This window comes from Lacibacter sediminis, assembly GCF_014168535.1.
Taxonomy (GTDB): Bacteria; Bacteroidota; Bacteroidia; order Chitinophagales; family Chitinophagaceae; genus Lacibacter; species Lacibacter sediminis.
In genome coordinates this window covers 4,619,586-4,635,490 of sequence record NZ_CP060007.1, presented here as the reverse complement: position 1 = coordinate 4,635,490, position 15,905 = coordinate 4,619,586, and the positions used below count along the sequence as shown (strand labels likewise).

At 41.6% G+C, this 15,905-nt stretch carries 7 protein-coding genes; all 7 read right to left on the bottom strand.

Annotated elements, in window-relative coordinates:
• Nucleotides 1-2: 2 nt before the first annotated feature.
• The gene (locus H4075_RS19640) at nt 3-1,025 is read right to left on the bottom strand and encodes a pectinesterase family protein (protein WP_182802514.1); all 1,023 of its coding nucleotides are present in this window, start codon (nt 1,023-1,025) and stop codon (nt 3-5) included.
• Nucleotides 1,026-1,029: 4 nt separating this feature from the next.
• Nucleotides 1,030-6,636 carry a pectinesterase family protein gene (locus H4075_RS19635; RefSeq protein WP_182802513.1) on the bottom strand — a complete coding sequence of 1,869 codons (5,607 nt, stop codon included), beginning with the start codon at nt 6,634-6,636 and terminating at the stop codon, nt 1,030-1,032.
• A 10-nt stretch (nt 6,637-6,646) separates the two neighbouring features.
• The gene (locus H4075_RS19630; protein WP_182802512.1) at nt 6,647-7,390 is read right to left on the bottom strand and encodes a rhamnogalacturonan acetylesterase; all 744 of its coding nucleotides are present in this window, start codon (nt 7,388-7,390) and stop codon (nt 6,647-6,649) included.
• A gap of 1 nt (nt 7,391) precedes the next feature.
• The gene (locus H4075_RS19625) at nt 7,392-8,819 is read right to left on the bottom strand and encodes a pectate lyase family protein (protein WP_220494800.1); all 1,428 of its coding nucleotides are present in this window, start codon (nt 8,817-8,819) and stop codon (nt 7,392-7,394) included.
• A 147-nt stretch (nt 8,820-8,966) separates the two neighbouring features.
• Nucleotides 8,967-10,550 (bottom strand): DUF5123 domain-containing protein, encoded by a 1,584-nt coding sequence (locus H4075_RS19620; protein ID WP_182802511.1) that lies wholly within the window; start codon nt 10,548-10,550, stop codon nt 8,967-8,969.
• 33 nt (nt 10,551-10,583) lie between these two features.
• Nucleotides 10,584-12,416, bottom strand: a complete 1,833-nt coding sequence (locus tag H4075_RS19615) for a RagB/SusD family nutrient uptake outer membrane protein (protein WP_182802510.1) — start codon at nt 12,414-12,416, stop codon at nt 10,584-10,586.
• A gap of 28 nt (nt 12,417-12,444) precedes the next feature.
• Complete coding sequence (locus H4075_RS19610; protein ID WP_182802509.1) at nt 12,445-15,663, bottom strand: SusC/RagA family TonB-linked outer membrane protein; 3,219 nt, start codon at nt 15,661-15,663, stop codon at nt 12,445-12,447.
• Nucleotides 15,664-15,905 lie beyond the last annotated feature (242 nt).

Genomic DNA, 15,905 nt, shown 5'->3' with positions numbered 1-15,905 from the left:
GTTTATTGTTTACTCGCCGGCCATTGAAATGCTTTGCTGCGTGATTGCATAAACCAACTGCTTTCATCTTTTACCAGACTGTTATTCGATAAAATATTGTCGAGTGTATATTCTTTTGCTTCTTTATCGCTGAGTTGTTTGCTCCATGCAACACGTTTTGCTGTTACTGCACCTTCGCCTGTGCATTTATATTCTGCGTATAAAACAGTTTGCTCATTGGCGGGGTTGTTCCAGTTGCTCCAGCCTTCCGGTGCAATCTGTTTCGGCATTTCGCAACGGATGAAGACTGTTTTTGCATGTGCACGCCATGGCCGGCCAAGTAATGTTTTCGTTACACCGGAATCGGCAATGATCTTGCAATCGAGAAATACATAGCCAAATTTTTTACCGGCTGTGGTACTTGCTGCCGTGATATAAGAATTTGTTTTGGAGCGGATGGTACAGTTTTGAAATACGGCTGTTGAAGGGCCGAAGATGAAATCAGTAGTTCCTTCAATATAACAATCAAGAAATAGCTGCCGGGAGTTTTCACCTGCAGCAAAAATGGTATCCTGGTTGCCGAGGAACTTGCAGTTTTTAAAGATGGCTTTATCAGCATCAACATATAATGCTAATGCTTGTCCTACCGGACCGGCGCTGTTTGCAAATGTGATATTCTCTGCATAGAAGCGATTGCCGGAAATTTTCGCTGTATAAGAGGTGAACGTTGTATGCTTTCCTCTTCCTGAATAATCGTTGAATGTAATGATGGTCTTTTCAACGCTTTCACCAATGAAGGTTACATCTGTGTTAGGAGCTGGCAGTTCAATCTTTTCGTTATACACTCCGTTCTTAATATAAAGTGTAATGGATGCTAACGGATATACACGCATCGCATCAATGGCATCCTGTATGTATTTGAATTCGCCACTGCCATCTTTAGCAACTGTGAATACATACTTGTACTGTTGCGGGTTGGCGGTTTGTGCAAAGGACTGTAATCCGCAAATAATGATCAATACAATATAGCCGACAACCTTTTTCATAATTCTAATGTACTACGATGCATTTTAAAACAACGTTCTCTTTGCCTGAATTATAATGAATGAGGTATTGACCTTGTGGCAAGGCCTGCACATCTACTGACGTAAGTGTAGTGTTAGCAGTTGCTTTCCATTCGACAATTTTAACGCCGATCAGAGAATACAATGCAATTGATGTATTTGTTCCGCTTCGTGGATGTTTAATGTAAATTGTATTTGCTGCGGGGTTAGGGTATATTGAAAAACCTCTTGCAGTAATATTATCAATTACAGATGTTGGCACATTCTGCGTTGGAATACCTTTTACGATTACGTCTTTCAATTGTAAATACCTACCTGGGCTGGTGCTGCCGCAGCTGTAGTAGATACGAATACTGAGTGTTTGTCCTTCTGTTAATGTTATGCCTGTTGATCCATTCAATGGAAAGCGATATACTGCAGAAGGACCGTTATTATCCTGCGTCAACGCCTTCGCTGTTGCAAATTCATAACCGATTACTTCTGTTGAGTCAGTTGCAAATCCACTTCGTGAATACACAACAGCAATCTTAATATTACTGCTCGATCCGTAAAATGCATTATTGAACATCAAACTGTCTATACGTGTAGTATAGCCCGCTGCTGCGGTAACAGTAAACTGTTCGTAATTGGTGCGGTTGAGATTACCACCGGGTCCGCCCGATGCTGTTGTCCAGTAACCATCTGCTGTTGCAGCAAACACTTGTCCACGTGTTAATGAGTAAGGCAACAGGCCTGCTACTGTTACGCCATCTGATACTGCAAACTTGCTGAACGTTGGTGCACTTGCAACAACACCCGCCGAACGGATAGCGGCACTGTCCTGATTGTTTTGTGTAAACGGCCAGTGTTGCAACACAGCAGAAATCTGTACAGCCTGCGATTGTATCGTTCCTCTCACTGCTGTCTTTACAGTATCAGCCATTGTTGCACTGTGGATGATTTTATCGTTATACGTACCAACAGAGTTTCCGTTCAAACGCAGTGTTACAGTTGTATTGGCAACAGTACCGGTCACAGGTTTTAAGCCCAGTGGCTTTGCATTGTTGTACCAGGTTGTTCCACCATCAGCAGATACTTCATAATTAACCGGCGGAAGAATTTTAATACTGTCGATGATATTTAAACCCGAAACCAAATAGGTTTGCGTGGTAGATGGTGTTCCGATTCCCTGTAAAAAATCAGATAGTGCAGCTGTTACGGTAATCAATGGTTTACTTGATACATACGCTGTATCGGAAGTTGTGTTGTTAAAACCTGCTTTCGATAAACGTACAATGTAATAGTAACTTGCACCGGCAGCAGGTGCAACATCCGCATAAATAAAATTACATGCAGAGTCTTCGCTGCTGGTTTGTGTATCAATTAAACTGAAGTTTTGTTTATCAGAACTTCTGTACAGTTCGCATTTGATGCCCGACATTGGCCATGTAATATTCCAGGTAACATTCACCGTTGTTGAGGTTGCATTGGGTTTGCGTGCAAGCAGATTTGATGCAGATAATTCGGGAGTAAATGTGTTGTTCAACTCCGGCCATGTACTGTACGGATTCCATGTTGCCATCGCAGGTGTGTTGGCGTTTACAAACACCGTATCGTTATTATAATACTTCGCTGCTTCACCCGCTGTTAATTGTTTACTCCAGCTTATACGACCACTCACATCTTTTAATGTACCATTATAGTTTTTGGTATTGTATTCGGCATATGTAATGAAGGATGTATTTGTGCCGCCATCCCATGTGCTCCATCCTTCGGGTTTAATAGAAGAACCCATAAACGAGTTCAGGAAAACCGTTTTGTTGTACGACTTGGCAATATCTGCGGTACTCGCATCATTCTGCCAAGGGCGGCCCAATGTGTATAAAGTAATGCCACGGTTCTTTGTGATCTTACAATCACGAAATACATAGCCATAACCTGATTCAAGTTTTGTGTTCGCAGCAGTTACATAACCACCGGTTGTATTATCCAATCTTGTACGTGGATAGATCACACAGGTATCGAAGATGATGGTAGATGATCCGAAAATAAAATCGGTATTGCCATCAATATAACTGTTCTTCATGTACACACGTGTGCCTCTGTTGTTACCGCCATAGTAGGTATCCTGTCCGCTGTTCATACGGCAGTTGTAAAACACAACTCTGTCGGATGTAGTGTACACAGCAACCGCCTGCGGACCATCGCCCGGTGCAGGAACAAGTGCATTGGCATTGATACCATAGCCTGTTGCATTTTCAACTGAAAGATTCATCAGCATTACATCAGCTGCATTAATGATCATGGTACCGCATGTTGAAGTACCATATGTACCACCTGCAGGATTTGCTTTGCCCGAATAGTTATCGTACGAAATAATTGTTTCCGCCATGTTTTCACCAATCAATTGCATGAATGGTTTGTTTGATGGAATGACAACTGTTTCCACATACTTTCCTTTCTTAATAAAAATTCTCCATGGCGAAGTACGTCCTGTTGGTGCTGCTGTGATAGCTGCCTGTACTGAGGTATAATTACCCGAACCATCTTTTGCAACTAATACATCATACGCAGGTGCAACAATTGGGTTTGATGCAATACCGTTTACTGCTAAAGTTTTTGTTGTAGCAGCACCGCATGCAACAGAAATAGTGCCATTGTAGGTTCCTGCAGTTGTTGCATTCAAACGCACAGAAACTTCTGTTGATGTAATTGTACCTGATGTTGGAGAAAGAACAACACTGCTTGTAAATGTTGTTCCGTTTAATGAAACTTCATAGTTTGTTGGAGCAGTAACAGTAACATCACCTGTAAGATTTGTACCACTTACTGTTGCTTTCTGTACAGCAGAAGGCGTACCGATTGTTTGTGTGAAATTGCTAAAGCTTGCAGTTGCAAGAATAGTGGGTGATGCAGATGCAGTTGCTGTACCGGATATTGTTGCAACCGGGGAATAGTTAAATGCTTTATCTGCAGTGAATACATGGTAATAATAAGTTGAACCGGTTGTAACTGTACCATCGTTAAACGATGTAACTGTTCCTGTATATAAAACAGTATAATCTGCACCTATGGTATTACCGGCTGCGTACACACCTTTTGTATTTAAGGTTGGTGCAGTACTTACGGTACTTCTCACAACCAGATAGCCTCCGTTATCAATACCTGTTGCGGGTGCTGACCATGTTAACGCAATTGCATTGGCAGAACCTGCTGCCGCAAGATTGGTTACTGCATCGGGCGCAGTATTATCAACTGCAGTGCCGGGATAAGCTACATAATCATCAATATAAAAATAAGGCGACTGCGGGTTTGAAATTTTCATCCCGAAATATGTACTGGTAGGGGTTGTGGTTGCCGTTTTTAATGTTCCTGTGAACAACTGCCAGTCTAGCGGAGTGGATCCATCTAACGTTACAGCAGTTGCCGTTAACGAAGTACCTGTTCCACCTGTTGCACCTACAACTGTTGCAGATCCGGTTAATACGGTTGATGCTGTTAATGTTCCTGCAGGTTTATACCAGAACTGAATCACATAATCTGTATTCTGCGTGAGAGCAGGATTGGTCAACACCGGCGAGAACATATATTTTACACTGGAGCTTGCCTGTTTGTAAAACATGAGCTTGTTTCCTGTACGTGCATCTGCTGCTTTGATCTCCCATGCAGCCGATACTTCCCAATTAGTTGTGGAAGTATGTGCCGTTACAGTTGAATAAGAACCGACTGTTTGGTTTTCATATCCGCCATCAAGATTGGGAAAGAAACCAATCGCAGCATCCTGTAAATTCTGCGACGCATTGCCCGTTACTGCTATCGACATATTGGTTGCACCTGTACTTGTACCCACAACATTTCCTGCAAACGCACCGGCTGTTATTGCATTTAAACGAACATAAACTGTTGTTGAAGTAATGCTGCCACTGTTAGGCGTCAATGCAACTGAAGTACTCCATGTTGTATTGTTTAATGAAACTTCGTACGATGCAGGTGCAGTAATGGTAAGATCTGCAGTAAGATTTAATGCCGATACAGTAAACGACTGCGATGCAGAAGGAGTACCGACCGTTTGCGTAAATGAAGTAAGCGATGATGAACTGTAAATGGTGGGTGTTGTATTCTGCTGTGCAGTAATAATAGAGTTGAGATAATTTTCTAAGTTGGTATAACCATTGGCAGCAAAAATGCCACGGTCACTTGCATCGTTTATATTTAATCCATTGGCAGTTTCCCATACATCGGGCATACCATCATGATCGGTATCGGTTGGTGCAGTACTTGAACTCAGCGTTGGCCATGCATTCACTGTATTTGCATACGGTGTTGCATGCGGGTACCCACCCTGCACATCAATGATTCTTCCTGTACGGTTGCGTACATCATTGGCAACACGTTCATCCAGTGTATCACGCCTTAAACTTGCACCCGCATATTGCAATACCAGATCGTATGCTTCCTGTGCGGTATGTGTTGTAGTTAGGTTATAAGCAGATAAAAAAGGAGTTGATGATTTTGATTTAACCGTATCGGCTGCAACACCGGTGTTCATACTTGCACCTAACCAGTTGCTGTTGGTATTGGTGGTTGAACCATCTACATAGTTGCCCGAGATAAAATATTTTGCATAACCAAACTCGGCGGTACTGTCAACACCTACAATCCGGTAACGTACACCACTGCTTGTATTAGGACCATACTTGTAATAATTGTTTACAAGATTGTATTGTCCGCCATCTCCGCCGTAAATTGTATTGATGCCCCAATTATAAATAACGTTGTTCCGAAAGTCTGCGCTTTCAATTGATCCTGCTGGATAAGTACTGTTACCTGCAAAACGTGGATTTCTGTTTCGGCAATGTGCAATGAGGTTGTGATGAAAGCTGCCATGCAACGAACCCCAGATACCACCATAACCATGATTTTCAAAATCAGTATCACCTGTTTCAAAGTGATACGAGTAGTTCAATGGTTCAGAAATAATATTCCACTGCAGGGTTACACTATCGCCACGATAAACAGTCAATGCTTCATCGCTGCTCCAGCTTACACTGCAATGATCGATGATGATATTTTTATTGCCGAGATTTCCCAATGCATCATCGCCACCACTTCCATCTAAAGGCATACAGGCTGCAGTAAAAGGAGGAACAGGCACGCCGCAATTAGCAGGCGAAGTTTTCAACTGATTTTTATCGCCCATGCGGCAACGTACATAACGTAAGATCACATTATCACCACTGATCACTACCGGAAAATCGGCCAGACAAATACCATCGCCCGGAGCTGTTTGTCCCGCAATGGTTGTGTTTGCACGGATGTTAAGTTTAGATGTAAGATGAATGGTACCTGAAACACGGAAGACAATGGTACGATGTGTTGCTGTTTGTGTTAACGCATAACGCAAGCTGCCTACGCTGTTATCATCGTTCAGATGCGTTACTTCAAACACGGTTGTAGGAACACTTACCGTTCCTCTTCCACCCGAAGTAAAACGACCGGCACCTTCCGCACCGGGGAAAGCGATCTGCTGTGCATTTATAACAGAGGTACAAAGCAGCAGAGCGAGAAAAGAAATAATTTGTTTTGGCAAGCAAAGGTTCATAAGCAGTTTCATTGACGAGCAATTATTCTTTAGCGTTAACAATTCGGGTGGCGAGTTCTGGAAGTTGAGTTCGTATTTCTTTTAACACGAGTTGCGCAACCAAGCGTGCACCGAATTCATTGAAGTGTGTGTTATCATCTTTTCCTTTTGGATGATTGGGATGTTCGCCCGGTTTTAACTGCATGAACAACAGAGCAGAGTTTTCAGGGCCGAACTGTTGATAGAGTTGCTGTGTAAGCACATCCATATCCAGCAGTACAACTTTTTCTTCTGTTGCAACAGCTCTTGTTATTTTCATGTATTCATCGTGTGTACCAACGATCTTGCCGGTACTGTCGAATTTTCTTCTAGCCATAGAAGTAAGTAATACCGGAATAGCTTTCTTCTCTCTTGTTTCAGTTACAAATTTTTTGAGGTTGCTTTTGAATTGCTCAGGAGTAGTAGCTGTTTTCTTGGTAGGTACTTCATCGTTATGTCCAAACTGGATGAACACATAATCGCCTTCGCTTGCTTCATCCAAAATCTGTTTCCACAAACCTTCTGTTTGAAACGAAGAAGTGCTTCTGCCGTTCTTTGCTTTGTTCACGATAGTTACGGTTGAATCCCAGAAATACACAAAGGGCATTCCCCAACCATTTTCAGGATAAGCTTTTACATCTTTAATGCTTGCAGTAGAATCGCCGGCAATAAATACTTTGATCTTCTTTTTTGGCGGAAGTATTAATGCAAACAGCGGTAATGCGAATAACAAAACAAATTTCTTCATCTCACTTAATTAAACTGTTGATGTACACTTCAATATTAGTGTAGTGTTGGTGCAGTTTGTTAGTACTAGCATCTGCTGCATCCTTGGCGTTTAATCCATTCTTCTTTTCCCATTCATCGGGCATACCATCTTTGTCTGTATCAACAGGAGCAGGTAAGGATTTCAAAACGGGCCATGCATTGGTTGTTAGTTCAAAAGGCGAATGATGCGGATAGCCGCCCTGTACATCAATAATTTTTCCGGTTCTGTCTATTACATTGTTGATGATGCGTGCATCCATTGTATCTCTTTGGAAGGAAGCACCAACTTGTTTTAAGATCACTTTGTAAGCGTCTTGTGCAGTTTGCACAGTAATGGCATCTGTTGGGAAGGCAACAGTTTTGATCACTGTTTTCTTTTCTTCCTCTGTTCCTTTTGGATCCGGATGTACACCTGCAATATTATTCTTTGTTACATCAGGAGCACCATCAACATAATTACCATCAACATAAAACTGTCCATAAGGTTGGTTGTCGAGTTTTGAAGGATTGACAATACGGAAACGAACATTCTTATTTGTTTCGGGACCGTATCGGTAATAATTGTTTACCATATTGTATGTCCCACCTTCACCACCGTACACATTGTTGTGTTGCCAGTTATAGATGAGGTTGTTTCTGAAATCGACAAATTCTGCATCAGCACCTAGACGTGCACCATTGAATCGTGGGTTACGACTTACGCAATGCGCAAACAAATTATGATGGGCTGATAAATGCTGTCCGCCCCAGATACCACCATAACCATGATGTTCCCAATCTTTATCGCCTGTTTCAAAATGATAAGAGTAGTTGAGCGGTTCGGTAATGATGTTCCATTGCAACGTAGTGCTGTCGCCTTTGTAAACAGAAAATACTTCATCAGTACTCCAGCTGAATGAACAATGATCGATGATGATATGCTTGCGGCCCGATGCACCAAACGCATCATCGCCACCACTACCATCCACCATTCCTTTTTGTCGCTGGTATTTATCACCCATGCGTACACGGATATAACGGATGATTATATTGTCGCCACTTAAACCAACCGGTTGATCTGCGAAGCAAATGCCATCACCCGGTGCAGTTTGACCTGCAACGGTTACATCGCCTTTGATCAATAATTTCTTTTCAAGATGAATCGTGCCTGAAACCGCAAATACAATAATGCGTTTGCCTTTTGCTTCAACAGCATCACGAAAACTACCCGGACCATCATCGTTAAGATTTGTTACGATCAACACGTTGCCACCACGACCACCGGTTGTGTATTTACCAAACCCTTCAGCACCGGGAAAAGCAATAGCTGCTGATGTATTGTTATTGGTTACCTGTTTTGTTTGAGCGCATGCATTCAACGTGAACTGCAATAAAGCAGCAAGCGCAATTGAAACCTGTTTTGTATTCATTAATTTTTTTCTTTCTGTTGAATTAATCAGCAATAAACTTCTAATGCAGCATCATAGATACTGCGGCAGCATTTTCGTTAACAACAGATTTTGGGAAAACCCCACAACCGTTTTACGGGTTGCAGGGTTTGTTTTTTTTAGCCGTTATCAAGGCCTCCAACGAGGATCACCTGTGTTATTTTTCCCCGGAAACGTACCGTCGATAATTTTAAAATCACCAGCAACCGGGTTTTGCCACAATTGAACAGCGCTTTTTGTATGCGTGTTAATACTTGGGAAATCATTGCCAGCCGATAAATGATCTGCAGTTCGATAGTTATTACTTGTGTTGATGATTGTAGCTGCGTTTGCACGTGCGTCACGCACTGTGTATGGCGTAGCACTTGCAGAATTGTATTTACCGATCCCGAAAATGCAATTGTTTACAGTAATGCCATTGGTAACATTGTTAGTTCCGGCTGTACTGTAGTCAATATAGTAGGCACCTCCGCCTCCCAGTGGCGATTCATTAAATGTGCAATTTTCAACAAGTACCGAAGTTGAGTTGTTACGACTTGTAATAACTTTTTCCATTTTATAGAATGTACTGTTGGTAACCTTAATTATATCGGCTTTGCTTGTAGCTACATCAACCGTTAACAAACCATAACCTGCAATGCTATCAACAATACAATTGTTTACTTCAAATGCACCGATGATGGCTGGCTGACTTTGTGTGCGTACCACACCTCTGAAAATTTCGGCCACACAGTTTTCAAAACGTATTTTGCCAATGCTGCAGGCTACGTTGATATTGAATACATATTTTGAAGCATAGTCACTGCCACGTAAAATAACATCGTTAAACACGAGTGAATCAATTACACTTCCTGAAACGATATTGAAGTTTGCCGGCATGTAGATAATTGGTTTGGCCGGGTTCAATAGATCGTCACCTGCCATGAACGTGAGTGTTTTGTTGAGGCTGATGCCGCTGCTGATATTATACGTTTCACCACGTTTTAATAAAATGATACTGCCAGATGCAACATCAGGAATTGTATCGGCTAACACACTGGCAACTCCGGTTATGTTACGTAAATCAATTAAGGCACCCACCAACGCAGGTTTTGTTGTAAAGTTAGCCCACCCACGGACTGCTGTGCCACTATATAGAAAAATAATATAAGCAGTAGACGCATTCAGTCCCGATACAAGTTTATAGGCATTTGTAACATCGGTAGCGTTTAATGTTGCTGTCTTTACCACAGAACTATCGGCCGCCAATAAAATTTTCACTTCTGTTACTACAGCGCCGCTGTTTGTCCAGCTTACTTTTACGGAATTGTCGTTCTTCTCGTTGTCAGCAGGAATATTTAAGATAGTGGGAAAGCGTGCCGTTTTAATTTCACCAAGGCTTGCAAATTTTGAACTCTTCGATGTGTCAGCAGCATTTGCTTTCACTCTTACCTGGTATAATTTTTCCCAGTACAGATTTTCAAACAGGTGAACATTGGTATCTGTCTTCACCGTTGCTGCAACTGTTTTAAAACTATCAGTACTTATTTCTGCGGTATATGATGCAGAACCTGCTACAGCCTGCCAGGAAGTTTTGATCCAGTTGCCATTTGATTCTAAAGCTTCTTTGATAACAGGGCGAAACAAACGTGGCGCTTCTCCCAGGTCATCTTCTTTTTTACAGGCAACCAGTACCAATATTGTTGCAAGCGATATAAAAAATAATTTCTTCATTGCTAATGTTTTAATAATGGCCAATCAGTTTTATTAATACCCGTATTGATTTTTTAACGTACCGAGGCTGCTTGTAATAACACCGCTGTGCAGCGGTAAAATATACCGTAGCGGGGTAAGCCCTGTATCATCAGTGTAACCACGCCATGTCCATAGTACAAAATTTCCTGCTGTATTGGTAGATGGTATGTACATTGTTTTTGTCCAGTTAACCTGCAAATAACCATCAGGGTTACTGCCAACTGAAGGCACATCTTTTAATGGTGGTATTACAGTTGCTTTGCGATACTTATTGTACCAGGAAATGCTGTTATCTGAGTTGCGTTTGTAATACATGATGTCGGGTAAGTTTGCATACGTGCCTGTTCCTGCATTACCATCAATCCCCATTTGTTTCAGTGTATTTCTTGATTCAGCTACTTTTTTACCATAGAGGTTCCAACGTGCAAGATCATACTTGCGTAAGCATTCACCACCAAACTCCCACGCACGTTCATTCACAATTGCATCAAAAAATGATTGCTTGCTTCCTGCTACGGTAGAAATGTATGTTTCTACTTTATCTGCCCATAATGATTCGGGGAATGCACGCTTGCGAACTTTTCGTAATGCTTCCTGTGCAGCAGCGGTTGGTCCATTGATCTCGTTTTCACTTTCAGCAAACATTAATAAGATATCTGCATAACGCATAAGTGGCCAGTTGATACCTGTACCTTTTGCAGTGGATGGTCCTAACGGCGTTGGTACCAATAACCTGTTCCATTTTCCGGGGGCAATAGAAGTTGCGCCAGAAGGTTGCTGTACAAGATCTTTATCGAAATATACCAGGTAACAGGTAACAGGTAAACGTTTATCTGTTGTATCGAAGGAATGATAATACGTAAGAGGTAATGATAAGTAGTTTGATCCTGAACCATAAGGATGTGTACCGGCATCTACTCTAACACCATGATTCCAACCCACGTCGCCAAAGCCAGGATGGAATGCTACCTCATACAATACATCGCTGTTAAGGGGTTTTATGTATTTATTTACGTTTGTAAATACGGTAGCATAATCAGGAAGTGCACGGGGTTTCAGATCCATCAGCTTCTTTGTATAAGTATTTGCTATTTCGTAATACTTGAGGTAGTCATCTTTACGCTTCATCGTCTTGTCAGGATAGAGCCAGTAACCACCACGCATTAATGATAAACGTGCAATGAAACCGATCACAAACTCACGGTTGATGCGTTCAATGCCAAAATCGAGTTCTTCGGCCCATGACATTTTTGGTTCAATCGCAATAAGATCGTTAATGAGAAATGTGAGGATCGTATCTCTTCCTGTTCTTTCCAGGTAAAAATTATCACCTGCACGTGATGGTGTGGTTTTAAACGGAACATCACCCCAATGATTCATGATCCAATAATACCATAATGCACGAAGCGTTTTTGCTTCGCCCAAAAGATTATTGTACACTTTGTTATTGGGGTCTTTTGCCAATGAAACTTCCATCAAACCCTTTTCACATTCATTAGCACGGTTGATGGCATTGTAACCATTGTTCCAAACTGTTAAGAGATCCCCATTTGCCGGGGTAGCTTCAAATGACCAGATATCACGACGTGCACCGTCAGGTGAACCCGAAACACCACCGCACTCAATATCAGTATTACCTGAAAAGTTATTTGAAAGCCTTGAAGTATATGCATCCTGGTTAAACAATGCATACACGGCGTTCACAGCTTTTTTAGCATCGGCTTCGCTGTTGAATACATACTCAAGATCTGTAAGCGATGGGGAGTCGGCTACTAAAAATTTCTTGCACGATTGCAGTGATACTGCAGTCACAAGAACAAATAAAACAAAATATATTTTTTTCATAGCAAATGCTTTTGAATGAATGAAACCTTTAGAATGTTACGTTTATACCTACAGTAAAGTTGCGGCTCTTGGGATAGCTTGAATAATCAACACCAGGTGTTAATTGTGAATAGCCATCACTTCTTGTAGTGCTCACTTCAGGATCGAAACCAGAATATTTTGTCCATAGGAATGCATTATATACAGTAGCATATACACGCAGCTTAGACATACGCATGGTTGAAATGATACGTTTGGGTAATGAATAACCAACAGTAAGGTTATTCAAACGCAGGAACGAACCATCTTCAACAGCCCATGAATGAAATACCGGTGTAGCATTTCCGAATGAGAATGGTGACCATATTGTAGCGTTTGCATTCATCTTGCCTAACTCTGTAAGATCAGTAACAAGATTTCCTGCGGCATCAATGTATTTAAAACGGTTGCTTGAATTAACTGTATTCAACATGTTACCATAGGTAGTGCGGTAAAACTGGTTGAAGGAAATCTTTCCGGTATTATACACATCGTTTCCTACCACATAATTGAAAAATGCACTGATGTCGAAATCTTTCACAACTGCATTCAGTCCGAAACCACCAGAATATTTTGGCAATGCACTGCCAATAACTCTACGATCGGCTGCTGTAATAATTCCATCATTATTCAGGTCTTTCAATTTCATTACGCCGGGGCGCAAACCAATACCGCCAAGGAATGTTTGGATGTTGGTTACTCCTGGTTTTAAAGCATATGTTCTTGTGATTGGATTATAGGAAGCAAAATCATCTACAGTGTACATGCCATCTGTTACATAGCCATACATCAAGCCAATTGTTTGTCCAACATACACACGGTAATCGTCCTGTGATCGGAGATCGGTACTGCCCCAATTCGACTGCAATGATTTTTCAAGTGGGCCGCCCAGATTATCAATTTTTGATCTGTTTAAACCAATGTTGAATGTTGCACTCAGCGTAAAGTTTTTCTTTTGGATAATGGTGCCTGTTAAACCAAGTTCAATACCCTTGTTAGAAGTTTGACCAATATTTTGTTGCTGCACCGTAAAACCTGTTGTTGGCGGAATGTCTGTTTCAACTAACAGATTTTTTGCACTGTTCCAGTAAACATCCAATGTACCTGATAAACGTTGTTTGAACATAGCGAAATCAAGACCTACATTTCGTGTAATATTTGTTTCCCACTGTACAAAAGGATTGGGCAACGATCTTGTTGCATACGTATAGTAGGGGTTGGCTACATCAGCAAAACCAATTGTTCTGTTGTCTGATGGAGCAAACAATACTCTCCAGATATTATCAGCAATACGATCGTTTCCGACAGCACCGTAACTGATACGGAATTTCAAATCGTCCACAAACTTCACATTGCTCATGAAATCTTCTTGTGATACTCGCCATGCAAAAGATGCTGCAGGAAAGTAACCCCACTGTCTGCCGGGCGCAAACTTGGTAGATGCATCAGAACGAATGGTAAGCGTAAGCAGGTAACGTGAATCATATTGGTAGTTTATCCGTCCAAAGAATGAAGCAATTTTTTGACCTGCCTGAACAGTAGTCGTATGTCTGTCCTGCGTACCAAGTGTCATGTTTGCAAACATGCGCTCTGGTGTTGTGTTTTCAACAAAGAGTTTCGCACGGTTGTATTCTGAAAATCCTTTGTTCAGGATATTGATCTCTTGTCCACCAAGAATTGTAAAGTCATGCTTACCAAATTCCATTTTGTAAGTGAGCGTGTTGGCCCAGCGGAAACTACGTCCATTTGAATTAGTGATCTCTCCCAGTGGAAGATTACCACCTTCGTTTCGTGACGTACTGGTTAAAGGACCATAGTAACGTTTCTGCTGACCGAAAGTGAGGTCCATACCAAATTCAGAACGGTAGGTAAGACTAGGGATCACAGTCCATGTTCCGGCAACGTTCATATTTAACGTATGAGCTAAACGTTTGCGGTAGTCCTGTTCAAGAAGTTTTGTTGGACTGACAAGACTTTTCAGGAATTGTTCATAATCATCATCAGTACCTGTATTGTCAAGTTGAATAAAATCAGCAAGACCGTTTACAGGACGGGTAGTGATAGCATCGCCAATACGAATACTTGATGAACCGGAAGAACCTGCCCCATCAATAACTGTATGTATGAAACGTGTTGAATAATCCAGCTTTAATGTTTTTGCAAGCTCATGGTTTAATTTAAAGTTGAGATAGTTACGCATGTAACCTGATCCCTTCATCAAACCCTGGTCTGTATTATTCGTTCCACTTAAACTGAATTTTGTTTTAGAAGTACCACCTGTAATGCTAATATTATGTTGCTGAGAGTAAACCGGTTTCCCAAACAATTCTTTTTGCCAGTTTGTTCCTTTCTGATATTTATATAGTTCCAGATCTTCATACACACCAAAGTATTTGCTGAAATTGTCTACTTCACTTTGACTACGCAATCTTGCATACTCATAATTCGCCAATACAAATTCGTAAGGTGAAAGCACGTCGAGCTGACGGGGCAATGTGCGGGCACTACCGAAAGAATTAAACGAAACAGTTGTTTTACCTGCTTTTGCCGATTTGGTGGTGATGATCACAACACCATTGGCACCTCTTGCACCATAAATGGCTGACGTGGCTGCATCTTTTAAGATGTCGATACTCGCAATGTCTGCAGGCGCAATGTCGTTGATGCTGTTTACAGGAAAACCATCTACAATGTATAAAGGAGAATTATCCTGTGTTACAGAGCCGCCGCCACGTATACGAATGACAATTTCTGCACCCGGTGCGCCATCAACAGTTGTTACCTGTACACCTGGCAAACGGCCAGTGATGGCTTCAGCTGCACTTGCAACAGGAATCTTTGAAAGCTCAGTTGCACCGATGGAAGAAACTGTACCGGTAAGATCTTTACGTTTAATAGATCCATAACCAATCACCACTACATCTTCCAAAGTACTTACATCTTTTTCAAGACTAATCGACACTTCGGATTTGCCATCAACTCTTACAGTTTGCGATTTATAACCGCTGTAACTGATCACAAGTGATACTGCACCTGATCCCTGCACCTCAATCGTAAAACTTCCGGCTGCATCAGTTTGCACTCCTTTTTGTGATCCGCTTAATAACACGTTAACACCTTGAAGCGGTGCACCGGCGTCATCCATAACTTTTCCTTTGATTTGGCGGTTTTGGGCAAATAGCAAAGTGCCGCATGTCAAAAGCAAAAGCAGGAGTAAAGATTGTTTCATACTACGCTTTGTTTAGAATTGATTTTTTACCGGGTCACACAACCACGATAAAAAGTGGGTTTAAAAGAAACTGATTTTTTGAATCGTTAACTAAATGGCTGTTGAATTAGAGACGGTCTGGCGACTTATGTTTTAGCAAGCAATTCCGTTCTGTTGTCGTAACAAGTCTAGGCACATTTTGAGGATTACTGAAGGGTTTAAAACCTTTTATTTACGCAATCGTTCCCGAGAACGATGCCATT

Excerpts from the sequence above, each read along its gene's own strand:
- H4075_RS19625 (WP_220494800.1), bottom strand. The coding sequence starts at position 8,819 with ATGAATACAAAACAGGTTTCAATTGCGCTTGCTGCTTTATTGCAGTTC.
- H4075_RS19640 (WP_182802514.1), bottom strand. The coding sequence starts at position 1,025 with ATGAAAAAGGTTGTCGGCTATATTGTATTGATCATTATTTGCGGATTA.
- H4075_RS19615 (WP_182802510.1), bottom strand. The coding sequence starts at position 12,416 with ATGAAAAAAATATATTTTGTTTTATTTGTTCTTGTGACTGCAGTATCA.
- H4075_RS19635 (WP_182802513.1), bottom strand. The coding sequence starts at position 6,636 with ATGAAACTGCTTATGAACCTTTGCTTGCCAAAACAAATTATTTCTTTT.
- H4075_RS19630 (WP_182802512.1), bottom strand. The coding sequence starts at position 7,390 with ATGAAGAAATTTGTTTTGTTATTCGCATTACCGCTGTTTGCATTAATA.
- H4075_RS19610 (WP_182802509.1), bottom strand. The coding sequence starts at position 15,663 with ATGAAACAATCTTTACTCCTGCTTTTGCTTTTGACATGCGGCACTTTG.
- H4075_RS19620 (WP_182802511.1), bottom strand. The coding sequence starts at position 10,550 with ATGAAGAAATTATTTTTTATATCGCTTGCAACAATATTGGTACTGGTT.